The following is a 22,486-nucleotide window of genomic DNA, read 5'->3' as shown; positions in this document are numbered from 1 at the left end:
ATACTTGATCGCGTATGACTGCCTTTAATCGTCTAATTTTATGGCAGAGTTACGCGAGAAGTCAAAAAAACGGTCAAAAAGTACAACTCTATTGTAGAAATTCAAAGCATATACCCCTATACCGTACATCTGGCGAGGCTGTTATTCTGCGTTTCTATAGCGGCAGCTTTGTACAAAGGCGGCAATCAAATTTTGCTGGGCTTTGTCTTGCTGCATATGTTCAGGATGCCACTGTACGGCAAATCCAAAGTCATAATCGGCAATTTCCAGGGCTTCAACAAAACCATCCTCGCTCTTTGCGATTGCCCGCAGTCCTGATCCAACACGGTCCACTGCCTGGTGGTGAAGGCTGTTGACAAAAGCAATGTCGCTGCCCAGAATAGCAGCTAACTGTGATCGGGAATCCAATTTGACATGGTGAGATCCGGAGTTTTTGCGCAATATATCAAAATGTTTCTCCTGCTGCATCTTGCGAATATCCTGTGTCAGTGTCCCGCCAAAGCAGACGTTGATCATCTGCATGCCTCGGCAAATCCCTAGAACCGGTCTGCCCGTATTGAAAAACGCTTTTAATATCAGCGGTTCAGCCAGATCCCGTATGGAATCTGGTTTTCCACATTTTTGCTCTCTTTGCCTGCCATATAGGGCAGGGTTGATATCTGCTCCGCCTGCAAGTAATAAGCCGTCTGCGTCCAGAGCCTCTTTGACCGCCGCTTCTGGATCGGTCAAATCGATCCATCTTATTATAACATCGGAACTATCGTCCGAAGGGCGGACTTCTCCCACGTTTTTTACAGCGACAGCATCAAGCAGGCTCTTTGTATACTTGCTCTTTAGATATTTTTCGAATAGAGTAGTTCCCGTCTCCGGTATGGCAATTACGACTGGTTTCATATGGTACTCCTTATTGTGTATTTCTATCATTCTAACACTCTTGTAAGCAAATGCAAAGGGTAGTGAATTTTACAAGGAATAATTCTATGATTTCTTCGAATTGAAGATTCATTGTAGAAAGGTGTATGATTTTGTCGAAAGAGGTGAGATGATGAACAACATGAAGCTAAACACAAATATGGAAAATCTCAGGGATATCTATAAGGAGATTGCAGAGAGAACAGATATTGATACGGCGCATAAGATTTACTGCGCCTTTGCGGGCGTTCAAGTGTGCTTTCCGAAAAACTTCTACACATCGGAGTATGTCAAATCACAAATCCGTACCCAATACGCTGCCGGAACCAGCATTAAAGAGTTGACCAGACGGTACAACTATTCAGAGCGATGGATCAGAAAAATTCTGAGTGAAGGCAGATTGGAAGATACAAAATGAAAAAAGACGTAGCTTTGATCATTGTCGCTATGCTGGTTGTATTTTCCAGCTGTGCTTGTTCCATTGGGGGAAAAGTGCCTGCTGAAGAAAATCTGGGCGCACAGGAAAGAACAGAGGGAAATTACATAAGCACAGCCAAAAAATTTACAAAAGATCTTGGAAACCAAATCTTGACTCGCATGCGGAAAGCGCTAGGGGTACGGGCTTTCCAATCTGACAATCTCGGTGAAGCCAGTGGAGGCTGTCTGAAAGATTTGACAGATGCTATTTGTAAGAAAGGGCGTACATTCGCTGGCGATATAGGCTTCGATTTTCTGTATCGCGGCTTTTGCTTATATAGTCCGTTTTCCCTGCTTCTGTAGGGCGGAACAATTCATTCGCTGCTTAACGCTGGATTACAGCGTAATTATAATACAATAAAGGGGTTTTATCGTGATAATACAAAAGCAGCGAATTGTAATTGAATAAGCGGGTGTTCTTTTATAAAATATAGCAATTTATATTAAGACCGTCTTGGTAAAGCATGTTATAATGATACAGCATTGTGAACGGGGAGTGTGATGATGGAAAACAAACAAATAATCAAAAAAGTTATTGACTATATAGAAAACAATTTGGATAGCCGACTAAATTTGGACGATATCGCTAAGGAAGCCGCGTATTCTAAATTTCATTTGAACAGAGTGTTCTTAGAGTGTGTTGGCTGCACTATCTATAAATATATTCAGATGCGCCGGCTTACCGTAGCTGCTGAAAAACTTGTTTATACAAAAGAGCCTATCATCGAAATTGCGTATGAGGCAAATTATAGCTCGCAGGAATCATTTACCTTTGCATTTCGGCAACTATACGGGTGTCCCCCGCAAGAGTACAGAAAGCAGAAAATCTACATTCCCAAAATTAATAGATTTGAGTTGAAATGTAATTTTGCTGTGCTTAATAATTGTTCAACGAAATGTGAGGTCAACGCTGCATGAGTACAGTACCGTATGTAATAGAAGAAACAAGCAGAGGGGAAAGAAGTTACGACATCTATTCCCGGCTGTTATCTGATAGAATTATTTTTTTGAGTGAGGATGTGAACGATACAATTGCCAGTTTGATCACTGCGCAGCTGCTATTTTTAGAGGGACAAGACCCGGATAAAGACATCAAGCTTTATATCAACAGTCCCGGTGGTTCGGTGACAGCAGGGTTTGCGATATTTGATACGATGAATTATATTCAGTGCGACGTATGTACGATCTGCATTGGACTTGCAGCAAGCTTTGGCGCTTTTCTGTTGGCTGCTGGTACAAAGGGCAAGCGATTCGCGTTACCAAATGCCGATATTATGATTCATCAGCCAGCTATATCCGAGGGTATGAAAGGCCCGGCTAGCGACATTAAGATCATGTCAGATTATATGCAAATGAATAAGCAGCGTTTAAATCAACTGCTTGCAAAAAATACTGGAAGGACAATCGCAGAAATAGAGCGTGATACAGAGCGGGATCATTTTATGACGGCAGAGGAAGCCAAAGCATATGGCTTAATCGATGCGGTCATTTCAAAACGATAGCAGAAGGAATACGGCAAACAGAAAAAAGGGCATCAGCGATGCTATGACAATGCAATAGAAACGCTGACGCCCTTCTCGTATTTTTAAGAAATGTCGGATGCGGTTAATACAGCTCTAATAGTTTCTTGTATTTATTAAACACTGCCAGCCAGTTCTTTCTTGCGGAATCACTCAGCTTCCAGGTTATATAAGAGTCCTTCTTTCCTACTATCTCAACTTTTACAGTCTTTTGTTTGAAAATCTTGATCAGCTTATCTAGCTGCGCAGTGTCTTTATCCTTGTAATTTGCGAGGTCGATCTTCCAATATTTATAATCCTGATATATATTTGTCGTGTAGTCTTCTTCACCGGAATCACTTGTGAGATAAGCATTGTAACCAGTCGTCATGCCTCCGCCGGTAAACCAGACAGCCTTTGGATAAAAAGTGCGTCTGCCGTAAGAAACAATCGAAGTTTTTCCCTTCATTGCCAGGCGAACTTTCCCTAGGTCACCCGTCCGGGTTATATCGATATAGGGCTGTGCACTGGCAGTCATAACATAACTCTTTTTCTCTAGGCCGGCTTTGTATGATTTTCCTGACAGTCTTGCATGCTGGCCGGAGGTTATGGTTTTGTAGGGAATGTTTTTCGTGCTGTATTTCTTAGCCTCTTTAATCAGCCTTTTGTAAGATAGTCTGGTGTCGAGATAGCCGTTTACCTCGATTTCCAAACAAGAATTTGAGGTAAAGGACAGCACATAATTGCCGGCGTCTAAATCCATCGAGATAGTCTCTTCACAATAGTCGTTTCTCTTGTATTCCTTTTTGTATATCAGCGTACCATCATCTGTTTTAAGCATGAGCGTAAAACGCCCCTCGGCGTAGAAACCCTCCATATCCAGATATAAGATACCGTCTTTCTCAATAGTGAAAGCTTTTTCATAGGTGCCGCTATCTTCGTGATCTTCCTGCCAACAAAATATGGAATCACCGTTGGTAATGCCATAGGCAGAGATTGTGAAGCCGCTGCAGGTAAAGGTAAGCGCCATAATTAGTATCAATAATCTGCTGGCATAACGTCTATATCTTTTCATATGCTCTTTCTCCTCGCTAAAACTACAATTTAACTTTATATATTAATTATACTTATTAATGCATGTAATGTAAATAGAATAGTATATATGCGGATGGCTATTTTTATAACATAGGAAATATCAAAGAACGTATTTTATGAAGGCTGATTTTTTTATGCCAGAGAGAAGGATTTATGGTATAATGAACGCATCGATTTTACAGCGTGGCTGCAAGGAAGCGTTCATTGAATCATGACGTCCGATTCTAATTTTAAAGGAATCGTCATGGTATAATAGTTCCACAATCCTACGGCGTTGCCGTTCTGCCCCAAGCTTGCTTGGCTAGGCAGAACGGACAGCGGAGTGAGCTATGCGAGCGTAGGAATATTGCGAAGCAATATGTTGCCGAGTAGCAGGAACCATTGAATCATGTGCTGCAATTGTGTTTTTAGTGGAATGCACGTGGTATAATGAACGCATCGATTTTACAGCGTGGCTGCAAGGAAGCGTTCATTGAATCATGACGTCCGATTCTAATTTTAAAGGAATCGTCATGGTATAATGGTTCCACAATCCTACGGCGTTGCCATTCTGCCCCAAGCTTGCTTGGCTAGGCAGAACGGACAGCGGAGTGAGCTATGCGAGCGTAGGAATATTGCGAAGCAATATGTTGCCGAGCCGTAGGAACCATTGAATCACGTGCCTCTATTCTATGTGCAGAGGAATCGTCATATTATAGTTTAAATAAAAATTTATTGTATTGAAATGAGGTGTTTCATGAATAATCTATTCGGAAAATCGCTGCGGTCTCAAATGGAGAAAGCGGGAATTAAGGAAAGTGAATTGGCTGATGCGCTCAGTTATGATACGACCTATATCAGCAAATGGATTAACGGAAGCAAATTGCCATCGACCAGGAATGCGGAACGAATCATCGGACAGATGGCGGATTTTTTTGCAGATCATCCCTCAAACAGCGATACTGCGGATAGAGAAAGCCAGTGGCAGAATAGTTTTAAAGCATTGAAAGCGGCGTACGCCAGTGACAGCAGTTATCTGACCTTTCAGGCACATAGCAACAATCAGATGTCATTCCTCAGCGACCAGAAGAGATTGGTGGAGCTGACACGGGATGCCTTTGTGCAGGCTATGGAAAACTACGACCACAGCATATCCATAACAGCTACTTTTGACCTCTTCCGTCTTTACGGCGGTGAATTTAAACGTTTGATGCAGGAATTACACGAAGCCGGCGTAAAGCGGGTAGAACTGAAATTGGCATTATTTCCGGAAGAACTGAAAGAGCAGTATTATTTTTACGCCGCGAATATTCTGAACATCATCGGCTATCTTGACTATATCGAAATGTCTATCGTATGTCAGAAACCAGAACAGCCCCATATTTTGGTCATCAACAATCTGCTCTGCATACAAGTCCTGTGGAATATTCAAGGAGAGTTAGCGGCGGTGTTTTCCATGGATGAAAAGATTATCGAGCAGTTTTCTCTGATGTGCGGGCAAATCCTCGAGGCATCGGAAAAACTCCTTGACCCGGCGGAACCGGAAAGCCTGAAACGGACCAATGTGCAGTTGGACTCTTATTCTGACAAACGGCAGTGGCTGTTCTTTAATGAACCGCCCGCCATGCTGTTCCCGGAAAACATCATGGACCAATTCATCAACGAAGCGCAAGACGAGGCTTATGCCAGCTATCTGATTAAACTAAAAAATATTTTTATGAAGCGCACCTGCAAATCGGAAATCGATCTCGTCCTCTATTCTTCCATGATTAACAAATACCTTTCCGACGGTAATGTCAGCGTGGGTAATGTCAGCCATCACTTGAGTGAAGAGCAGACCCGCAGCCATCTTCAACATCTCAGCGAAATCATGAAAAAGAATCCTGCCTTTGCAATTTATTTGATTCGTGATACCGTCGTACTCAGCGAAGAACTGAGAAACTGTCCTTCTATCTTTATCGACTCTTATTCGCTATATATCGAAAACTCAAAGAAGGGCTCTAATGATAATTTCCATATTTCTATGGATCCACGAATGCGCAGTGCATTCCAGCAGTTTTTCGAACGCATGCTGGGGCAGCCTTATTGTACCCGATTGACCGCAGAGGACCTGCTCAGATACCTGTAGCCATTGCAGGCACCTTTCCTCAGAGTACCATAGTTTCTTCTATATTACAGACTTGAATTTCTTGAATTCAAGTCTGTTTTTATTTTAACAAATGCATTCAAACTGGTTCAATTGAAAAGAACCGGTTCTGCACATATACTTTAATTAGAAAATTTAGAAATTTAAGAAAGAGGAGGATACGACATGGAAGACAAGAAAGTAAGTATTAGCCAAGTCATTGCTATCGGCGGGGCCTTCATGGGCTTTGTCATCGGTTCCAGCTTTGCATCAGGACAGGAATGCATGCAGTATTTCACTGGTTTTGGTCTGTTGAAGAGCGTGGGCGCAGGAATTATCGCACTTATTCTTTATGCATGGTTTGTCAGTGTGATTGTCGAAGATGGAAGATATCTCAAATTAAACAACTCAGGAAAGATGTTCAATTTCTACCTGGGAAAGTATCTCGGATTTGTACTGGAGTGGTTCACACCGATTATGCTGTTTTTCGTTTACTCGATGATGATCTCAGGAGCAGGCTCTACCTTTGAGGAATATTACGGCGTTGACGGCAACATCGGCCGCGCTATCATGATCATCGCTTCACTGGGAACTGTTTTGCTGGGACTCGACAAGCTGGTCAAAATCGTCGGCTACATCGCACCGGTTCTGCTGGTTGTCACCATGGTCATCGGCATCATGTCCATTGCAAGCAATCCAGAGGGTATCGCACAGGCGGATCAAAATCTGACAGAAGTGACAGTGAACACCAACTTCAACTTCTGGGCATTGTCAGGACTCATGTATGCAGCCTATACCGTTACGGGCGTCGTACCGTATCTGGCTGACATCGGCAAATCCACAGCGACCAACAAGAAGAACTCCATCCTGGGCGGACTCTTTGGCGGCGGCGCATTTTTAATCGCAGTCATGATTCTGAACTTCGGATTATTAGCTAACATCAAAGACGTTTACAACTTGGAGATTCCATCCCTGTTTGTAGCAGCTACCATCAGCCCGGTATTCGGAAACATCTTTTCCATTCTGCTGCTTCTGGGAATTTACACGACGGCAGTTCCAATGCTGTACACCGTCTGCAACAAAATTTCATCTAATTCAAAGAGCATGGCTTATAGAATTACGGCAGTTGTAACAGCAATCGTCAGCATTTTCGGCGGACAGTTATCGTTCTCCACGATGATCAGTATCATCTATCCGATTTCCGGATATGCAGGCATCGTCATTTTCGCTGGCATGATTTATACAAAGTACATCAAAAAGAGAAAATACGAGGACTTTGATGAAAACGACGTTCTCATTAAAAACATTTAACAGGAGGTTCATTATGAAAAAAGTATTAGTAACTGGCGGCACACAGGGTGTCGGCCTTGAAACTGTAAAGTTATTGCTGGAGCAGGGATATGAAGTACATATCACTTACCGCAAGTCCGCAGGAAAAGCAGAAGAACTGATGAAAGAAAATCCGGGAAGAGTATTCGCTCATAAACTGGATCAGGGGAATTTGGAAGAAATCGAAAAAGCTGACTTCCTCACAGAACATGAATGGTATGGCGTCATCTTCAATGCAGCGCTGGGTTCTGGTACGGTCAAAGACTATGCGGAGCAGGGCGATCCACTGAAGGCGGCCAACGATATCGCCATGATGACAGTAAACGCTCTCGGACCTCTATGGATTTACAAGAAGATTCAGCCGGTCATCGAAGCAAAGACAGAAAAAACAAAATTAGTATTCATCTCATCCGTCGGCGGCGGCATCGCATGTTTCCCAAAATTCACTTTGAGCGATGGCATGAGCAAATGCGCAGTAGCCTATCTGGCAAAACAGCTGGCGGCTGAAAATACTCATACGCCGATTGACGTATTCTGTGTCAGCCCGGGTGCCATTGAGACACCGATGTTCTATTCCAGCACTCTGAAAGGAATGTCACCAGAAGAAAGAGCTGCTTTTGATGCGGCACAGGCAAAGCAGAGACTGATTCAGCCTGGAGAAATTGCAGAACTATTAACCTTCCTTCTGAAAGATGAGTCCACGATTCTTCATGGCGGAAACATCGACGCAACCATGGGTCTGGGCACACGTCCTGGCATCCAGACAGAAGCAGGACTGGAGCATAATTAATAGGAGAGAGGTGCGAAATGTTAGAATACTTATCTGAACGTGGACGGAAGTGGGTCAGAACACTGCCTCCACTCGTAAAAGCCCATTTTGACAACTTTTATAATATGTACGACAAAGAGAAGAACCCTAATGGCTTAATCAACATGGGGACGGCAGAAAGTCATCTGGTCAATGATGAAATCTGTGATCTTCTCAGAAAGTCAGCAGAACGCATGGATCTGACAGGATACAACATCCACTACAACAAATTCGAAGGAAGCGACGAATTCCGTACTGCCATCGCAGACCACTGGCAGAAGATCATCTTCGGCGATGATGCAGATGTCACTTTGACGAAAGACAACGTGGCCACCTGTGCGGGATGTACGGTGGCGCTGGAGACACTGGCTATGCTTTTAGCGGAGCCGGGCGACGTTTTTCTGATTCCTGCTCCATACTATTCCAGCTTTGTGGACGACATCAACGAGCGTGCAGGCGTGATTCCTGTAGGCGTATGGTGCGATGAAAAATTGGATCGCAATGCCTTTGAAGAGGCTTACGAAAAGGTTACGAAAGAAGGCAAACGAGTAAGAGCCGTTCTCTTCTCTTCGCCGAATAACCCGATCGGCACTGTATATAAGAAGGAAGCTATACAAAATGTAATCGACTTTGCTATGGATCACGATATCGATGTGATTTCTGACGAAATCTACGCCCAGACTGTCTTTGATCCAGAGGCTGAGTTTGTCAGCACCATGAAACTGGTTCCGGCATCCTACCGCCACAGAGTACATGTGACCAGCAGCTTTGCCAAAGACTTCTTGTTATCCGGATTCAGAACAGGAATGTGCTTCTCCTTTAATGAGTGTATCATACAGGGATTTGCCTCCATCACCTATTATTCGTGTGTTTCTTCTCATACACAGTCACTCTTGACTGCAATGCTGAAGTCACCAGAACTTTCCAGTATCATGGATCTTTCCAGGCAGCGCCTGGCCAAGGCATATCATATTTTTGCTGACGGTCTCGCAGCAATCGGTGTACCAACCATGAAAGCACAGGCGGGAATCTTCGTTATGGCTGATTTCTCCACCTACATGGAAAAGGACGAATTTGAAGTGGAGCACGTACTGTGGGAGAAGATTTACAACGACTTGATGATCAATGTTTCCCCGGGACAGCTGTTCGGCTATAACAAGCCGGGCTGGTTCCGCGCCTGCTACGCCTTTGACGAAAACACGGTGCATGAAGCGTGCCGCAGACTGGCGACATTAAAGAAATAGAAAAAGATAGAATTAAAGAAAAGCTCTCTAGGGGAATGACTCAGGAGAGCTTTTTCTGTTAAAAGGAGAGAGACCTATGCAAATTAAGATGAACGACTATGTGGCATTGGAAAACAAACAGACATATATTACAGAAAATCCTCTGGCAGAAGTGCAGCTTCTCATCGACTGCGGCGAGGGTATCAATATCCTGCAGATTCCGCCGCACTGGCTGGAAACTTTTGCGGATTTGGATCTGGAGCGCATTAGGACTTATCCTCATACACCGAAACTGAAGGCGGAACTTGTGAAATATTGGCGGGACTGTACGGCTGTGAACCAGACCAATGTCTTCATTACAGAAGGCTCCATGGACGGTATCCGTATCGCTTGCCGCCTCTTTTTGGAAAGGGGCGATCGGGTTCTCGGAAACATTCCGACCTTTAATGCCGCAGAGAGCGAGATCAAATTAAGCGGTGCCCTCTACGATGGCGTACTGCTGGCGGCAGAAAATAATTATGTTTTTAATTGCGATGTTTTTTTGCAGAGATTGGACAGCAGGCATAAGATGGTATTTATCGACAACCCGAACAATCCGACAGGTCAGGTCATCCCCCTTGATCAGATCAGGCGGATTGCCGCTGCAGCGGCGCGGCTTGGCATCGGGGTCGTTATCGATGAAGCCTATGGGGATTACATGGCAATGGAGAATTCCGCAATCAATCTCTTAGACAGCTTTGAGAATATTGTGGTTCTGCGTACCTTTTCGAAAGGGTTTGGACTGGCGGGCATGCGGATCGGGTATCTGTTTGCCAGCGGCAGCGAGCTGGCGCAGAGTCTCTCAAAGGTGACCGATGCCTACAGCGTATGTGTATTCTCCCGTTTGATGGCGCAGGCGGCGCTGGGAGATTTGGATTTTTTGCAGCAGGTAAATGAGAAAGCAAAGGAATTGAAAGACAGATTGCGAGCGGAACCTTGGCAGAATCTGACCATTTCCGCTACAGGAGAAAATGTGCCGATCATGCTGCTGAGCCACCGAGATTCTGCGGTGGATCTGGCGGCAGCACTGGCGGAGCGTGGCATCAAAGCTATCTCTGGAAAGGAGTTCAGCGGACTGGGTAAAAACAGCGTCAGGTTCCGCATCCCGCAGGAAAAGGATTTGGCTGAAGTGATAGATGGACTGCAGGAGGTTGATGGAGAGTAGGATCTTTATTGTGGGATACTGTGGATGACTCTGCTATATACAGGCGTACCGCTATGAAATAAAAGAGCGGTTGTCGTGAGTAGTACATTGACTTGTATCAAAATAATGATATAATATTTGTATAGAAGAGGAGAGTATCATAATGCCAAAAATAAGACCGAGTGCAGATTTAAGAAATAAATATGGAGAGATATCAGACTTTTGTCACAAATATGGCGAACCTGTATATATCACAAAAAATGGAACTGGTGATTTAGCCGTAATGAGCATAGAAACTTATGAAAAACTGATTGGGAGGTATCAGCTTTATCAAATGTTGGATGCAGGACTTGAAGATATCAGGAATGGGAATACGCATCCAATGGAAGAAGTTTTTGATGATCTAGAAGAGAGAATTAAGCATGAGTTATAATGTGAATTTTTCTGACCTTGCTAGAAAAGATCTTGATAATATTGCAGATTATTATATTTTTGATTTGAAATCGCCGGATATTGCACTTAGCAAAATTCAGATGCTCAGACAAGCCATCAGCTCGTTGACAACGATGCCAGAGAGACACGGTCTCGTGGATGATGCCTATTTGGCGGCACAGGGTTATCGGAAATTTCCGATCGGTAAATATATCGTTTTTTATATCCTGGATGTAGAATGTCACAGTGTCTGGATTTCCAGAATTGTTTATGAACGAAGACAATGGCAGGATTTGCTGTAGAAAATATTATTGGACCTAGGAAAACTTGATTTAATTCTACGGCAATAAGTAGTATAATAACCTTATACATACATAAGGAGGAATTAGAGAATGAAACTGCTATTTGTCATTATATCCAAAGAAGATGTGGACCAGGTGATTTCTGGATTAAATAAAGAGGGGTTCAGAGCGACAAAAATCGCCTCTTCCGGCGGTTTTCTAAAAAAGAAAAACGTCACTTTGATGATAGGCGTACAGGAGGATCAGATGAATGCGGTCATTGATATTGTCAAGGGCATCTGCCACGAACGCCAAACCGTGGAAGTCAATATGCCGATTTTCTTCCCGAATGGAATGAACGAAGCCAGCTTTTCCGGTTATCCGGAGACAGTAGAAGTGGGCGGCGCGATCATCTTTGCCGTCGATGTGTCCCATTATGAAAAAATCTAAAAGAGGATTATAAGAGAACACCTTGGATACAAGCAAGGTGTTCTTTTGTTTTATGTCATGAATAAGAGGTGATGTTTTGCAAGTAGATCCTATTGACAGAAGCGGTTTCTCCTCCACTTGATTACATGTATTGACAAGAGTAAAATAAATGTTATAATCTATATGACTAAATAAATATAATTAGTCATATAGATTGGAGGGATTATGATGCCAAGATTTAGTAACATGGAGAGAGAAAAAATCAGGGAAAAACTGATGCAGGAAGGCGAGCGTTTGTTTACTTCATTCGGATTAAAGAAAGTGTCCATCGATGAAATCGTTCAGGCTGCCGGAATTGCAAAAGGCTCATTCTATTCATTTTACACAAATAAAGAACACCTTTACATGGATATCTCGGGAAATCTGCAGACGAAGATGTGGTGTGAAATGGATGAATTTCTAAATGAACATCGCGAATTGCCGCCAAGAGAACTCTGCAAGCAATGCTTTCTCTGGATGTTTCGTCAATTGGAGCGCTATCCCATGTTGAAACAAGTAGACAGCGAAACAGCAGAGCACCTATATCGCAAACTTCCGCCAGAAGTGCTTGAGGCACATACCCGGGACGACAGCCATGAACTGATTAAATTAGAGGAATATGGCGTTCATTTCACGTGTGGGATTGATATTGCAGCAAAAACACTGCAGACTCTTGCTGTCAGTTTGCTGAACCTGCAGCAGAATCAGACCGAGGATCGACAGATTATCATGGAAATTATTTTGGATGGCGTGCTAAAGGAGATTGTAAGTGATGAAAGTAATTGATGTGCAGGATGTATATCTGAAATACAGGGCGTCGAAGCAAGATACCATTCGGGGCATCAGCTTTGATGTCAGGGAAGGAGAAATCTTCGGCTTTCTGGGACCATCTGGGGCAGGAAAAAGCACCATGCAAAAAATATTGACAGGAACTCTCCGCGATTATCGCGGCAGTGTCCGCATTTTTGATACAGAAATGAAGTACAGGACGAGAGATTATTACGAGCATATCGGTGTGGATTTTGAATTTCCTAATTTCTATGGGAAGTTTACCGCCTTAGAAAATTTGCAGTATTTTGCTTCTCTATATTCGGGTAGAACAGTGAATCCATTGGAGCTTTTGGAGAAAGTAGGACTACACCTTGACGCTGACAAAAAAGTTTCCAGCTATTCAAAGGGCATGAAAATGCGGCTTGGATTCATACGCGCCTTATTGCATAATCCTCAGCTGCTCTTTCTTGACGAACCGACCAGCGGTTTGGACCCTGCCAATGCAAGGATATTGAAGGACATGATATTAGAACAAAAAAAATTGGGCAAAACCATCATCTTAACGACCCATAACATGCATGATGCAGAGGAACTTTGTGACCGTGTTGCATTTATCGCCGCTGGTACAGTGAAGGCTGTTGACTCGCCACATGCTTTGCGCAAGAGCAACGCGGATACACAAGTGGAATACAGCTATTTAGCTGATGGAAAAGAGCAGCTGAATGTCTGTCGGCTGTCCAAGCTGGCCTGCGCAGCGGATTTTCAATCTGCCCTGAAAGAGGGTACGCTGACGAGTATTCATTCAAAAGAGCAGACCCTGGAGGATGTATTCATATCGCTTACAGGAAGGGGATTACAATGAGATTTTTAAACGCCTTAAAAAACGATTTTCGCTTTCAAATCAGATACGGCTTTTATTTTCTATATGCCTTCTTCAGTGTGGTTTATATTGTTGTACTGCTGATAACCCCTGCAGAATATAAGCATATGACAGCATCCCTCATCATATTGACCGATCCTGCTATGCTGGGCATCTTCTTCATAGGCGGTATCTGGCTGCTGGAAAAAGGAGAGGGGCTGCATGGGTTTTGGAATATCTCACCTCTGCGTCCCCTCGAATATATATTGGCCAAGGCCATATCGCTGGCAGCTTTGTCGACCGTATCCGCCGACCTTATCGTTTTGATCGGCATGGGAAGTATGGCTCACTTCGTGGACTTGTCTTTCAGCGTCTTTCTCGGTGCAGTTATTTTTAATCTCATCGGTCTGATGATTGCATCCTATGCCCACTCAGTAAACCACTATATGCTCATCGTCTGCCTTCCTACGGCTTTTCTATCGATACCTCCGGTGCTGACTGCCTTTGGAATCACACATCCGCTTTTAGAACTTTTTCCGGGGACGGCATTGTGGCATATGATTGCAGGCGCCATTGGCATGACGAGAAGTGTAAATGACCTGACGGCAATGGTTCTTATTATCTGGCTGGGGCTGCTGTCTTTCCTTACAAATAAACGTATCGGTGCGGCTCTGCAGTCAGAAGGAGGTCAAGACGCATGAAACATACAGTAAGACTCTTTGTCATCGGATTGAGACAAATAGCAAAAGACGGGATGCTGGCTGTCATGCTTCCGGCACCGTTTCTTGTCGGGCTGTTTTTTAAGTTTGTTGTCCCATTCATCAACACGATATTGATAAGGGAGTTCTCTTTTTCTCTAACACCTTGGTATGGCCTTGTAGATGGGCTGCTAATTTGCCTGACTCCCATGTTTGCCGCAATGATTTCCGCATTTCTGCTTTTAGAGGAAAGAGACGAAGGGGTGCAAGAATTCTACCAGATTACTCCGGCAGAAGGGTACTCCTATCTGTTTGCCCGCATTGGACTGCCGATGATAGGGGCGTTTATCATCACGATAATCGTTGCGGCCCTTTTCAATCTTTCTACCCTATCGGCTGCTGTGATTCTGTCAAGTTCGCTTGTCAGCAGCTTAACGGGCGTTTTCTTAGCCATGATGGTTGTTTCCATTGCCGGAAACCGTGTTGAAGGGCTTGCAGTTGCAAAGTTGATGGGGATTAGCTTTGCAGGACTTCTTCTCATCTGGTTTGTCCCTGCGCCATATTATTATGTGATGGCTTTCCTGCCTTCCTTCTGGATTGGAAAATTACTGATAGGCGGGACGGATGTTATTTCCTTTTTGCTTGGTTTGCTTACCTGCCTGCTGTGGATTATTTTATTCACAAGAAAATTCTTGAAAAAGGTGTGACAATGTAATCATGCATTTCAATAAAATTGACAAAATCTTTAATTGACAAAAGCAAATCTGAAGGTTATAATCAGAGTAACATACATGCGTATGTACAGGAGGTGATTAGATGCCGCGACACGACCCGGACCAAAAAACCAAGCAGAATATATTGGAAACCGCTATGCGTCTTTTTGCTGAAAAGGGGCTGGAAAATGTGAACATCGAAGATGTTGTAAAGGAAGTCGGTGTAACACGGGGCGCATTTTACCATTATTTCAAATCTCGAGAAGAATTAATTGGCAGTGTTATGTATAAGTCTTTTGAAGAGGATAACCCATACCTGCTTGCTGACAAACAAGAGGGTCTGAATGCTCTCGAAAAGCTTCGCTTTGCAGCTAAACTCAGTCTACGCTCCCATATGGATATCAGCGACAGTATGAGGGCACAGATGGAGAAGCTAGCAAACAATCCTGTTGTTTTTAAGAACGAGATGGTTTTCCAAATAAATGTCATGGCTCCATATATGGAGAAGCTATTGCATGAGGGAAATAAAGACGGTTCCATGAATGTGGTTTTCCCCAAACAGGCATCACAGACGATTGCGTGGCTCACTGCCTCGTGGCTTACCCCCTATGCATTTGAAGTGTCCTATGAGGAATATGTCGATAAAGTTCTGTTCTTTGATCAACTCTCCACATCGCTTGGTGTGCCTGTAATGGATGAGGAAATGAAAGAGATTTATCTGGCAATCGGTAGGCGCGAATTTAAAAGTGAATAAGATTTCTAAAACTACTGCCTTTCTATAGGCAGTAAAATTTACACTATTTACATACATACGTATGTATATAAAAGGAGGATAATCATGACAGAAACAATAATTGAAGTATCCGGGCTGCAAAAATCCTATAAGGCAAACCATGTTTTAAAAGATGTCAGTTTTACGATTGACAAAGGTAGTATCTTTGCTCTGCTCGGCTCAAATGGTGCAGGAAAAACAACAGTTATCAAAATTCTCTCCACACTGCTGAAATCAGATGGTGGCAGTGCTGTCATTAACGGATTTGACGTAGCGGTAAATGGCGACAACGTCCGTCAGTGCATCAGCCTGACAGGGCAGTTTGTAGCGGTAGATGAAGTTTTGACAGGCAGAGAAAACCTAACGCTGATCGGACAGCTGAAACGTCTGTCAAACCTTAAAAGCACCGTAGACGAGTGGCTGTCTTTTTCCCGATTAGAAGATGCTGCCAATAGAAGGGTGTCTACCTATTCGGGAGGTATGCGGCGCAGGCTCGATATAGCGATGAGCCTTATGGGGAACCCCGATGTGCTTTTCCTTGACGAGCCGACAACAGGACTTGACCCACAGAATCGTATCGCCATGTGGGGCTTGGTAAAGGATTTAGCAAAGAAAGGGACAACTGTGGTTCTCACAACACAATATTTAGAAGAAGCTGAATATCTCGCTGATCATATTGCTATTTTACATGACGGTAAAATTATTGCAGAAGGCACACCAAAGTATTTAAAAGAAATAATGCCCGAAAGAGGGGTGCGGCTTACTTTTGACAGCGAGATAAAAGCCAATACAGCGATAAAGCTCTTGAAGGAAAATGGGATTTCTGCCGACAGCATAGAACAAAACCTGCCCTCATTAGAGGATGTATTTTTAACACTAATTGATGAAAAGAAGGAGAGAAATCAACATGAAAAAATCTAACAAAAACATATTCCTTGACACTTGGGTTATGTTTAAACGCTGTTTAACGATCTCTTTGCGAAATCCTGAAACACTCCTAACGGCAACACTAATACCATTTTGCTTAATTTTTTTATTTGGTACGATATTCGGCAGCATATCCGATGTAGGAGACTATAATTACATTGATTTTATCGTGCCGGGAATTATTTTACAAAGTATCGCGCAGGCATCTCAATACTCGGCAATGAATGTTACCGCTGACATGACAAAGGGTATCATCGACCGTTTTCGCTGTATGTCTATTTCAAAATCTGCTGTGCTGATCGGTCATACAGGTGCCGGAGTGATACGAGGTATCATTTCAAGTGTCATCATTGTGGTAACAGCGCCCATTCTCGGCTTTAGACCGCAAGCAGGGCTTTTCGGATGGCTTTTGTTTGTAGCACTTCTTTTGCTGATAAATATTACATTTACACTAATCGCTGTACTTTGTGGGACGATTTCAAAGTCAGTAGAAGGAGCAACCGGACTACTATTCCCCCTCTTTATTCTGCCTTTTATGAGTTCGGGATTTGCTCCCGTTGACACGATGCCAGGGGGTATTGGTTGGTTTGCTGCAATACAGCCTATGACATCGATGATCGATAGTTTGAGAGCCCTGACCCTTGATTTGCCTTTAGGGAATAGTATATGGCAGGCACTCGCATGGTGCACGGTTTTAAGTATCGTAAGCTTTGCTGTTTCAATGGGGACATACAATCGTAAATAAGCATAAAGGTACATCTATGGCTAATCTATGATCAGTAAAAAGAAAAATATAAAAAAATTAGCACTCACCTCTTGACAGTGCTAACAAAAGTGGTATAATAACAATTGTCAAAGGGATATAGAGTTTATAGAAAACGTGGAAATGACGGAATCAAAGATTCCTATTTCCACATGTCGCCCACAAGGGGCGACTCTTCGCAAGGTGCGTTTTTTGAAACATACGGAAATACGTCCTTTAGACGGTATTTCCTATGTTATAACAAGACGGCAGGTGCCTTTGGGGGACGCCCGCCACAATATAAAAGGAGGTATATGTTATGTTATTACCAAGCATTTTTGGAGAGAGATTATTTGACGACTTTATGGATTTTCCGTTCAGAGGGAAGATGGAAAATCAGATGATGAAAACCGACATCAAGGATGCAGGCGATCATTTTGAACTGATGATGGATATGCCAGGATTTAAGAAAGAGGATGTGAAGGCACAGCTGAAAGACGGTATGCTTACCATCGACGCCAACACCAGCACAGCTAATGATGAAAAAGACGAAAATGGCAGATATATCCGTCGTGAAAGATTCACAGGTTCCTGCAGCAGAAGCTTCTACGTTGGCGAAAATGTAACGCAGGAAGACATCAAAGCCAAATTTGAAGACGGCATTCTGAAAATCTGTGTGCCAAAAGTTGAGAACAAGCCGCAGATTGAGGAAAACAAATATATTGCCATAGAAGGCTAATCGCCAGGGGCAAGAGATTAGAGATTTAAATTTAGGGGAACCATAGAGAACAGCGCGGACCATCGCTCATCAACAAAGATGAAGGGTGGTCCGTTTTCTGTTTCTTCGAACCAAAACCAGGACGAATATGTCCTCTGTAACAAGGCGGCAGCCCCATTGAATAGAATGAATATATGTGATAGAATAAATGACAGAAAGCAGGTGATAGATTAATGAAAAAAGCCATCGTTTACAGGGCTTTCTTTTATGTTCTTGGCCTTCTGGTCATGGCCCTGGGAATTACTTTGAACACAAAATCAGGTCTTGGCGTATCACCGATTATCTCGGTATCCTACTCGATATCAGATATTTGGAATTTTAACTTCGGCAACGCCACCTTTGTTCTATATGGAACCTTTATCATCACAGAGATGGTCGTCCACCTACTTCATCATAAAAAGGTGGCGGCCTTGGAAGAGAATCCTTCCTCTCGCCTGAAGCTGGTCTTATTGTTGGATTTGCTGCAGTTCCCATTGAGCTTGGTATTTACCAGGTTTATGAACTTATTTGCAGCTGTGATTCCCGATTTCCAAACCGCATACCCTGATAGCTTTGCCGGCAGTTTCTGGGCAAGGCTGATTGTATTGCTCGTAGCCATTGTCTTTACAGGCATCGGCGCGGCGATGTCTCTGGATATGCGCCTCATACCAAACCCTGCCGATGGGCTTGTGCAGGCGATCGCAGATTTGAGCGGCAGGACTTTGGGATTCATCAAAAACTGTTTTGACGGATTCAACATCCTTTTGACTGCTGTAATCAGTCTGATCTTTGCCGGACATCTGATCGGCATCGGGCTGGGAACGATTTTGACTGTTATCGGCGTAGGACGTGTCATCGCACTGTTTAACCGCCTATTGGAGTCCAAGGTGACCAGAATGGCACAGGTCAACAAAATAGAGTGAATTATGATAGATAACCTAGCTGATTATAAGGTGTATACTTTCTCATTAAATTGGGATATAATTAATGGAAGAAAAGAAGAAAACCGGGAGGTGAGGTTTATGTGTTCATCAGATCAACTTGACATCCTTTTGCAGCAGATAGCACAAGTGTACCGGCAAGTATATGGAGAAGAAATTGTAAAAATTCTCATGTATGGTTCTTATGCAAGAGGAACCTTTGACGAAGAGTCGGATATCGATATTGTGGCAATCGTAAAGGGTGAAAGAGAGTCTCTTCAGCAGGGATTGAAACTGGTCTGGGAGCGGTCAGCTGAATTAGAACTAGAGTATGAAATCATCCTGTCACCGACAGTTATTCCCTATGATGAGTTTGAAAGATTTAGAGACGATCTTCCATATTATCGTAACATCGAGCGCGAGGGGGTTGAAATTGTTGCCTGATAATAGAAGAGAACTTGCGAAATACAGGCTTGATATGGCTAAAGAAAGGCTGTCTTCTGCAAAATTACTTTTGGATAATCGTAATTATAAAGACTCGATTGGGAGATCATATTATGCTATTTTCATGGCGGTCAGAGCGTTACTGGCAATTGATGGTGAAGACTTCTCAAGGCATACCGGAGTTATTTCTTACTTCCAAAGGACATATATTAAGACCAAAATTTTCGATGTAAAGTATTCAAAATATATTAGCGAGGCCTTTCAGATTCGGAACAACACTGATTATGCTGATTTTTATATTGTCTCAAAAGAAGATGCTGAAGAACAGTACCGAAGAGCGGTAGAGTTCTATGAGCTTATTGAGAAATACTTGACCAGTCTTGTACAAGTCAACAAAATAGAGTGAATTTCCTCTGTCCAAACGCATAAAAACATGTTACAATAGTTCCGACAAAATTTTAGAGTGTACGCCCCAAAGGGGTGACGCTACTGAAGGAGGAATGAAATATGGCTCCGAAACTGACGGAGAAAGAAAAGAACCAGCAGATCAAAAAGGAGGCGCTGATTTCAGCAGGCCTTTACATTGCCTTTTTTATCTGGTGGTATTTTACTGGGTACGGTATCGCAGAAAAGGGAACGCCAGAGACTTACACCTATGTTCTGGGACTTCCAATGTGGTTTTTTCTGAGCTGTATCGTAGGATACGTGCTTTTTTCCATCGCTACAGTCTTTGTCGTCAAGAAATTCTTTAAGAATTTTGATCTCGGCGAAGAAGAGAAAGAGCAGGTGTAACCATGTCGTATACAGCAATTTTGATCACCGTTCTGGTGGTATATCTGATTTTTAATCTGGTGGCCGGACTGTGGGTCAGCAACAGGCAGGCCAAGGCCGATGCCGGAAAGGGATTTATCAATAATTATTTTATAGGTGGACGGTCTATGGGCGGCCTGGTCTTGGCTATGACCCTGGTGGCCACCTTTACCAGCGCCAGCAGTTTCATCGGCGGGCCTGGCGTGGCATATGAGAAAGGCCTGGTATGGGTATACCTGTCCATGATTCAGGTGCCGACAGCATTTATCATTCTAGGTATCCTGGGCAAGAAGTTCGCCTTGATTTCCAGAAAGACGGGAGCCGTGACGGTGACCGATTATCTGAGGGCGAGATACAAATCGAAGGCGGTAGTTTGGATTTCTTCCATCTGCCTGGTGCTGTTTTTCGTAGCGCAGATGATGAGCCAGTTTATCGGCGGAGCGGTACTGTTTCAGTCCATCACAGGATTGCCATACATATACGGCCTGGTGCTGTTCGGCGCGGTGGTCATCATTTATACCACCATCGGCGGCTTCAAAGCGGTGACCACGACGGATACTATTCAGGGTATCATCATGGTCATCGGGGGTTTTATCATTCTCGCAACCATCGTGACGACTGCCGGCGGTTTCGACTCCTTGATTGGAAAACTCAACGTGGCAAATCCGGATTGGGCGGACATCACCAGCGGCGGTTCTACGGCAAAAGCTTACGTCATGTCTTTCTGGGTCCTGGTCGGTGTCGGTGTTCTGGGACTTCCTCAGACAGCAGTGCGGGGTATGGGCTTCAAAGATACCAAAGCACTGCATAACGCCATCATCTATGGAACCATCGTGGTCGGTTTTTTAATGCTGGTCATGCATATCTCCGGCGTCTTTGCCCCAGCGGTGCTGGCTCCGGGCGAGTTTGAGACGACAGATTATGTCGTGCCGGCGTTAGTGCTGAAGTATATGAACCCTGTGGTAGCGGGTCTCTTTATCGCAGCGCCTTTGGCGGCAGTCATGTCCACCGTTTCATCACTGCTGATTCTGGCGTCAGCCGCTATCGTCAAAGATTTGTACATGAACTACATTGCAAAGCCGGAGGTCAAAAAGGAACCGAAGTTTAACGGCAGAATTAAATGGATGTCCATCGGAACAACCTTCCTGATCGGCGTCATCGTGTTCATCTTTACCGTCTATCCGCCGGATTTGATTGTGTGGATCAATCTCTTTGCCATGGGCGGGCTGGAATGTGCGTTTTTCTGTCCCATTCTCTTCGGGCTGTACTGGAAAAAAGCGAATGGGACAGCCTGTATTCTGTCGGCGGTCTGCGGTGTCACATCTTTTATTTTAATGAACACCTACGGTGTGTCCGTCTTGGGGACATCGCCAATCGTGCCGTCTATCATCATTTCGGTGGCGGCATTTGTAATCGGCGCCTATGTCGGAAAGCCGGTAGAGCAAAAGACCTTGGATTTGTTTTTTGCGGAATAGACAAAAAAGAGCCCGCATCTGCATTCATTTCTGAATTTGGATGCGGGTTTCTTTTATTACTATTTATTACAGATATTTGCGTGCCATAGTCCAAAACCAGAGGCTTCCATCTGGATTGAATGTATAAACGATATACGGACAATCCAGTTCATCTGCTTCGGTTTCTGATACGATAACAATGTAGATTCCCTCTGTCTGGCGGCACAATGCCATAATTTCATAGTCTTCCTGGAAGAACTTCCCGTCCTTGTCATAGACCGCAAAATAACCTGGCACACCGACAGCTTCATAACGAATTTGATTTACGCCAAAGTCATTTACCTGTTCTTTTAATTCCTCAATGACGTCCTCCTGTATACTTCCGTTCACAGAGAATGCATATACCTTGTACAGAAATGAACCATTGACAGCCTCAGTCAGCAGTACCGCGTCTGCGACTCCTTTGCGTACTGCATTGTCCCAGGTTTCCTGCGCATCTTTTCTCTTTCCTTTTCGCAGCATACCAGGAAAGACTTTCTTATAAAACTCGGGTGTCGCTAATTGCTGTTGCAGAGCTTGTTTATCTAACATATTGTTTCCTCCGATTTCAGTATTGAAATTTCTAGTTATTGGAATTATAGCATGATTCAGAGGTACTGTCACTTTTTTTTATGTCGAAGTTTGTCGTATACAATTTTTGATATGATAGCCATGCACAATTAGGAATTGGATTTTCAAGGTGATTCGTGCTAATATTCAGAATACAAGTAATATTACTAAGTTATTCAGCAGACAGGTTTGCGAACAT

At 43.6% G+C, this 22,486-nt stretch carries 28 protein-coding genes; 25 read left to right on the top strand and 3 right to left on the bottom strand.

The window, feature by feature from the left end:
* Window positions 1–141: 141 nt before the first annotated feature.
* Window positions 142–894 carry a gamma-glutamyl-gamma-aminobutyrate hydrolase family protein gene (locus ACMQ5W_RS14020; protein WP_419025702.1) on the bottom strand — a complete coding sequence of 251 codons (753 nt, stop codon included), beginning with the start codon at window positions 892–894 and terminating at the stop codon, window positions 142–144.
* A gap of 148 nt (window positions 895–1,042) precedes the next feature.
* On the opposite strand from ACMQ5W_RS14020, the gene ACMQ5W_RS14015 reads away from it, so the two are divergent.
* The 4 genes from ACMQ5W_RS14015 to ACMQ5W_RS14000 all read left to right on the top strand — a co-directional run bounded on the left by ACMQ5W_RS14015 (window position 1,043) and on the right by ACMQ5W_RS14000 (window position 2,891).
* Window positions 1,043–1,330 carry a Mor transcription activator family protein gene (locus ACMQ5W_RS14015; RefSeq protein WP_419025701.1) on the top strand — a complete coding sequence of 96 codons (288 nt, stop codon included), beginning with the start codon at window positions 1,043–1,045 and terminating at the stop codon, window positions 1,328–1,330.
* Window positions 1,327–1,692, top strand: a complete 366-nt coding sequence (locus ACMQ5W_RS14010; protein WP_419025700.1) for a hypothetical protein — start codon at window positions 1,327–1,329, stop codon at window positions 1,690–1,692. Before ACMQ5W_RS14015 ends, ACMQ5W_RS14010 begins: the two co-directional genes overlap by 4 nt.
* Before the next feature lie 198 nt (window positions 1,693–1,890).
* Window positions 1,891–2,307, top strand: a complete 417-nt coding sequence (locus ACMQ5W_RS14005; protein ID WP_419025699.1) for a helix-turn-helix domain-containing protein — start codon at window positions 1,891–1,893, stop codon at window positions 2,305–2,307.
* Window positions 2,304–2,891, top strand: a complete 588-nt coding sequence (locus ACMQ5W_RS14000) for an ATP-dependent Clp protease proteolytic subunit (RefSeq protein WP_419025698.1) — start codon at window positions 2,304–2,306, stop codon at window positions 2,889–2,891. Before ACMQ5W_RS14005 ends, ACMQ5W_RS14000 begins: the two co-directional genes overlap by 4 nt.
* Before the next feature lie 103 nt (window positions 2,892–2,994).
* Here ACMQ5W_RS14000 and ACMQ5W_RS13995 read toward each other — a convergent pair whose 3' ends face one another.
* The gene (locus ACMQ5W_RS13995; RefSeq protein WP_419025697.1) at window positions 2,995–3,963 is read right to left on the bottom strand and encodes a hypothetical protein; all 969 of its coding nucleotides are present in this window, start codon (window positions 3,961–3,963) and stop codon (window positions 2,995–2,997) included.
* Between the two features lie 756 nt (window positions 3,964–4,719).
* Here ACMQ5W_RS13995 and ACMQ5W_RS13990 point away from each other — a divergent pair.
* The 21 genes from ACMQ5W_RS13990 to panF all read left to right on the top strand — a co-directional run bounded on the left by ACMQ5W_RS13990 (window position 4,720) and on the right by panF (window position 21,699).
* On the top strand, window positions 4,720–6,090 hold the full coding sequence (locus tag ACMQ5W_RS13990; protein WP_419025696.1) for a helix-turn-helix domain-containing protein: 1,371 nt from the start codon (window positions 4,720–4,722) through the stop codon (window positions 6,088–6,090).
* A gap of 183 nt (window positions 6,091–6,273) precedes the next feature.
* Window positions 6,274–7,398, top strand: coding sequence for a hypothetical protein (locus ACMQ5W_RS13985; protein WP_148492343.1), 1,125 nt, complete (start codon window positions 6,274–6,276; stop codon window positions 7,396–7,398).
* A gap of 13 nt (window positions 7,399–7,411) precedes the next feature.
* Window positions 7,412–8,206: an SDR family oxidoreductase gene (locus tag ACMQ5W_RS13980; RefSeq protein ID WP_148492344.1), complete on the top strand. Its 795-nt coding sequence runs from the start codon at window positions 7,412–7,414 to the stop codon at window positions 8,204–8,206.
* Between the two features lie 17 nt (window positions 8,207–8,223).
* On the top strand, window positions 8,224–9,468 hold the full coding sequence (locus tag ACMQ5W_RS13975; RefSeq protein WP_419025695.1) for an aminotransferase class I/II-fold pyridoxal phosphate-dependent enzyme: 1,245 nt from the start codon (window positions 8,224–8,226) through the stop codon (window positions 9,466–9,468).
* A 76-nt stretch (window positions 9,469–9,544) separates the two neighbouring features.
* On the top strand, window positions 9,545–10,651 hold the full coding sequence (locus tag ACMQ5W_RS13970) for a pyridoxal phosphate-dependent aminotransferase (protein ID WP_419025694.1): 1,107 nt from the start codon (window positions 9,545–9,547) through the stop codon (window positions 10,649–10,651).
* 142 nt (window positions 10,652–10,793) lie between these two features.
* Window positions 10,794–11,063, top strand: coding sequence for a type II toxin-antitoxin system Phd/YefM family antitoxin (locus tag ACMQ5W_RS13965; protein WP_419025693.1), 270 nt, complete (start codon window positions 10,794–10,796; stop codon window positions 11,061–11,063).
* Window positions 11,053–11,364 (top strand): type II toxin-antitoxin system RelE/ParE family toxin, encoded by a 312-nt coding sequence (locus tag ACMQ5W_RS13960; RefSeq protein WP_419025692.1) that lies wholly within the window; start codon window positions 11,053–11,055, stop codon window positions 11,362–11,364. The genes ACMQ5W_RS13965 and ACMQ5W_RS13960 overlap by 11 nt, the downstream gene beginning before the upstream one ends.
* Before the next feature lie 90 nt (window positions 11,365–11,454).
* On the top strand, window positions 11,455–11,793 hold the full coding sequence (locus tag ACMQ5W_RS13955) for a cyclic-di-AMP receptor (protein WP_148492348.1): 339 nt from the start codon (window positions 11,455–11,457) through the stop codon (window positions 11,791–11,793).
* 204 nt (window positions 11,794–11,997) lie between these two features.
* On the top strand, window positions 11,998–12,597 hold the full coding sequence (locus ACMQ5W_RS13950; RefSeq protein WP_419025691.1) for a TetR/AcrR family transcriptional regulator: 600 nt from the start codon (window positions 11,998–12,000) through the stop codon (window positions 12,595–12,597).
* Window positions 12,584–13,444 carry an ABC transporter ATP-binding protein gene (locus tag ACMQ5W_RS13945; RefSeq protein WP_419025723.1) on the top strand — a complete coding sequence of 287 codons (861 nt, stop codon included), beginning with the start codon at window positions 12,584–12,586 and terminating at the stop codon, window positions 13,442–13,444. The genes ACMQ5W_RS13950 and ACMQ5W_RS13945 overlap by 14 nt, the downstream gene beginning before the upstream one ends.
* On the top strand, window positions 13,441–14,142 hold the full coding sequence (locus ACMQ5W_RS13940) for a hypothetical protein (RefSeq protein ID WP_419025690.1): 702 nt from the start codon (window positions 13,441–13,443) through the stop codon (window positions 14,140–14,142). Before ACMQ5W_RS13945 ends, ACMQ5W_RS13940 begins: the two co-directional genes overlap by 4 nt.
* A complete protein-coding gene (locus ACMQ5W_RS13935; RefSeq protein WP_148492352.1) occupies window positions 14,139–14,846 on the top strand; it encodes a hypothetical protein in 708 nt (235 codons plus the stop codon). Before ACMQ5W_RS13940 ends, ACMQ5W_RS13935 begins: the two co-directional genes overlap by 4 nt.
* Window positions 14,847–14,955: 109 nt before the next feature.
* A complete protein-coding gene (locus tag ACMQ5W_RS13930) occupies window positions 14,956–15,606 on the top strand; it encodes a TetR/AcrR family transcriptional regulator (RefSeq protein WP_148492353.1) in 651 nt (216 codons plus the stop codon).
* Between the two features lie 84 nt (window positions 15,607–15,690).
* Complete coding sequence (locus ACMQ5W_RS13925; RefSeq protein WP_419025689.1) at window positions 15,691–16,545, top strand: ABC transporter ATP-binding protein; 855 nt, start codon at window positions 15,691–15,693, stop codon at window positions 16,543–16,545.
* Window positions 16,532–17,296, top strand: a complete 765-nt coding sequence (locus ACMQ5W_RS13920) for an ABC transporter permease (RefSeq protein WP_419025688.1) — start codon at window positions 16,532–16,534, stop codon at window positions 17,294–17,296. The genes ACMQ5W_RS13925 and ACMQ5W_RS13920 overlap by 14 nt, the downstream gene beginning before the upstream one ends.
* A 316-nt stretch (window positions 17,297–17,612) precedes the next feature.
* Complete coding sequence (locus ACMQ5W_RS13915) at window positions 17,613–18,032, top strand: Hsp20/alpha crystallin family protein (protein WP_419025687.1); 420 nt, start codon at window positions 17,613–17,615, stop codon at window positions 18,030–18,032.
* Between the two features lie 212 nt (window positions 18,033–18,244).
* On the top strand, window positions 18,245–18,973 hold the full coding sequence (locus ACMQ5W_RS13910) for a YczE/YyaS/YitT family protein (protein ID WP_419025686.1): 729 nt from the start codon (window positions 18,245–18,247) through the stop codon (window positions 18,971–18,973).
* 99 nt (window positions 18,974–19,072) lie between these two features.
* The gene (locus tag ACMQ5W_RS13905) at window positions 19,073–19,414 is read left to right on the top strand and encodes a nucleotidyltransferase domain-containing protein (RefSeq protein WP_419025685.1); all 342 of its coding nucleotides are present in this window, start codon (window positions 19,073–19,075) and stop codon (window positions 19,412–19,414) included.
* Window positions 19,407–19,820 (top strand): HEPN domain-containing protein, encoded by a 414-nt coding sequence (locus ACMQ5W_RS13900; protein ID WP_419025684.1) that lies wholly within the window; start codon window positions 19,407–19,409, stop codon window positions 19,818–19,820. Before ACMQ5W_RS13905 ends, ACMQ5W_RS13900 begins: the two co-directional genes overlap by 8 nt.
* 101 nt (window positions 19,821–19,921) lie before the next feature.
* Window positions 19,922–20,206 carry a YhdT family protein gene (locus ACMQ5W_RS13895; protein WP_419025683.1) on the top strand — a complete coding sequence of 95 codons (285 nt, stop codon included), beginning with the start codon at window positions 19,922–19,924 and terminating at the stop codon, window positions 20,204–20,206.
* A gap of 2 nt (window positions 20,207–20,208) precedes the next feature.
* Window positions 20,209–21,699: a sodium/pantothenate symporter gene (gene panF / locus ACMQ5W_RS13890; RefSeq protein ID WP_419025682.1), complete on the top strand. Its 1,491-nt coding sequence runs from the start codon at window positions 20,209–20,211 to the stop codon at window positions 21,697–21,699.
* Between the two features lie 66 nt (window positions 21,700–21,765).
* On the opposite strand, the gene ACMQ5W_RS13885 is transcribed toward panF, so the two are convergent.
* Window positions 21,766–22,269 carry a hypothetical protein gene (locus ACMQ5W_RS13885; protein ID WP_419025681.1) on the bottom strand — a complete coding sequence of 168 codons (504 nt, stop codon included), beginning with the start codon at window positions 22,267–22,269 and terminating at the stop codon, window positions 21,766–21,768.
* Between the last annotated feature and the right edge of the window lie 217 nt (window positions 22,270–22,486).

Source organism: Emergencia sp. (assembly GCF_048465375.1).
Classification (GTDB): Bacteria; Bacillota; Clostridia; order Peptostreptococcales; family Anaerovoracaceae; genus Senimuribacter.
Note: the sequence above shows the minus strand (reverse complement) of the source record. Positions and strands in the feature narration are given on the sequence as shown.

Bases quoted from the DNA above. Each gene is read 5' to 3' on its own strand.
- ACMQ5W_RS13905 (WP_419025685.1), top strand. From the start codon at position 19,073: ATGTGTTCATCAGATCAACTTGACATCCTTTTGCAGCAGATAGCACAA.
- ACMQ5W_RS13950 (WP_419025691.1), top strand. From the start codon at position 11,998: ATGATGCCAAGATTTAGTAACATGGAGAGAGAAAAAATCAGGGAAAAA.
- ACMQ5W_RS14005 (WP_419025699.1), top strand. From the start codon at position 1,891: ATGATGGAAAACAAACAAATAATCAAAAAAGTTATTGACTATATAGAA.
- ACMQ5W_RS14000 (WP_419025698.1), top strand. From the start codon at position 2,304: ATGAGTACAGTACCGTATGTAATAGAAGAAACAAGCAGAGGGGAAAGA.
- ACMQ5W_RS13930 (WP_148492353.1), top strand. From the start codon at position 14,956: ATGCCGCGACACGACCCGGACCAAAAAACCAAGCAGAATATATTGGAA.
- ACMQ5W_RS14015 (WP_419025701.1), top strand. From the start codon at position 1,043: ATGATGAACAACATGAAGCTAAACACAAATATGGAAAATCTCAGGGAT.
- ACMQ5W_RS13995 (WP_419025697.1), bottom strand. From the start codon at position 3,963: ATGAAAAGATATAGACGTTATGCCAGCAGATTATTGATACTAATTATG.
- ACMQ5W_RS13910 (WP_419025686.1), top strand. From the start codon at position 18,245: ATGAAAAAAGCCATCGTTTACAGGGCTTTCTTTTATGTTCTTGGCCTT.
- ACMQ5W_RS13980 (WP_148492344.1), top strand. From the start codon at position 7,412: ATGAAAAAAGTATTAGTAACTGGCGGCACACAGGGTGTCGGCCTTGAA.
- ACMQ5W_RS13885 (WP_419025681.1), bottom strand. From the start codon at position 22,269: ATGTTAGATAAACAAGCTCTGCAACAGCAATTAGCGACACCCGAGTTT.
- ACMQ5W_RS13975 (WP_419025695.1), top strand. From the start codon at position 8,224: ATGTTAGAATACTTATCTGAACGTGGACGGAAGTGGGTCAGAACACTG.
- ACMQ5W_RS14020 (WP_419025702.1), bottom strand. From the start codon at position 894: ATGAAACCAGTCGTAATTGCCATACCGGAGACGGGAACTACTCTATTC.
- ACMQ5W_RS13940 (WP_419025690.1), top strand. From the start codon at position 13,441: ATGAGATTTTTAAACGCCTTAAAAAACGATTTTCGCTTTCAAATCAGA.
- ACMQ5W_RS13985 (WP_148492343.1), top strand. From the start codon at position 6,274: ATGGAAGACAAGAAAGTAAGTATTAGCCAAGTCATTGCTATCGGCGGG.
- ACMQ5W_RS13925 (WP_419025689.1), top strand. From the start codon at position 15,691: ATGACAGAAACAATAATTGAAGTATCCGGGCTGCAAAAATCCTATAAG.
- ACMQ5W_RS13920 (WP_419025688.1), top strand. From the start codon at position 16,532: ATGAAAAAATCTAACAAAAACATATTCCTTGACACTTGGGTTATGTTT.
- ACMQ5W_RS13895 (WP_419025683.1), top strand. From the start codon at position 19,922: ATGGCTCCGAAACTGACGGAGAAAGAAAAGAACCAGCAGATCAAAAAG.
- ACMQ5W_RS13990 (WP_419025696.1), top strand. From the start codon at position 4,720: ATGAATAATCTATTCGGAAAATCGCTGCGGTCTCAAATGGAGAAAGCG.
- ACMQ5W_RS13945 (WP_419025723.1), top strand. From the start codon at position 12,584: ATGAAAGTAATTGATGTGCAGGATGTATATCTGAAATACAGGGCGTCG.
- ACMQ5W_RS13960 (WP_419025692.1), top strand. From the start codon at position 11,053: ATGAGTTATAATGTGAATTTTTCTGACCTTGCTAGAAAAGATCTTGAT.
- ACMQ5W_RS13970 (WP_419025694.1), top strand. From the start codon at position 9,545: ATGCAAATTAAGATGAACGACTATGTGGCATTGGAAAACAAACAGACA.
- ACMQ5W_RS13955 (WP_148492348.1), top strand. From the start codon at position 11,455: ATGAAACTGCTATTTGTCATTATATCCAAAGAAGATGTGGACCAGGTG.
- ACMQ5W_RS13965 (WP_419025693.1), top strand. From the start codon at position 10,794: ATGCCAAAAATAAGACCGAGTGCAGATTTAAGAAATAAATATGGAGAG.
- panF (WP_419025682.1), top strand. From the start codon at position 20,209: ATGTCGTATACAGCAATTTTGATCACCGTTCTGGTGGTATATCTGATT.
- ACMQ5W_RS14010 (WP_419025700.1), top strand. From the start codon at position 1,327: ATGAAAAAAGACGTAGCTTTGATCATTGTCGCTATGCTGGTTGTATTT.
- ACMQ5W_RS13915 (WP_419025687.1), top strand. From the start codon at position 17,613: ATGTTATTACCAAGCATTTTTGGAGAGAGATTATTTGACGACTTTATG.
- ACMQ5W_RS13935 (WP_148492352.1), top strand. From the start codon at position 14,139: ATGAAACATACAGTAAGACTCTTTGTCATCGGATTGAGACAAATAGCA.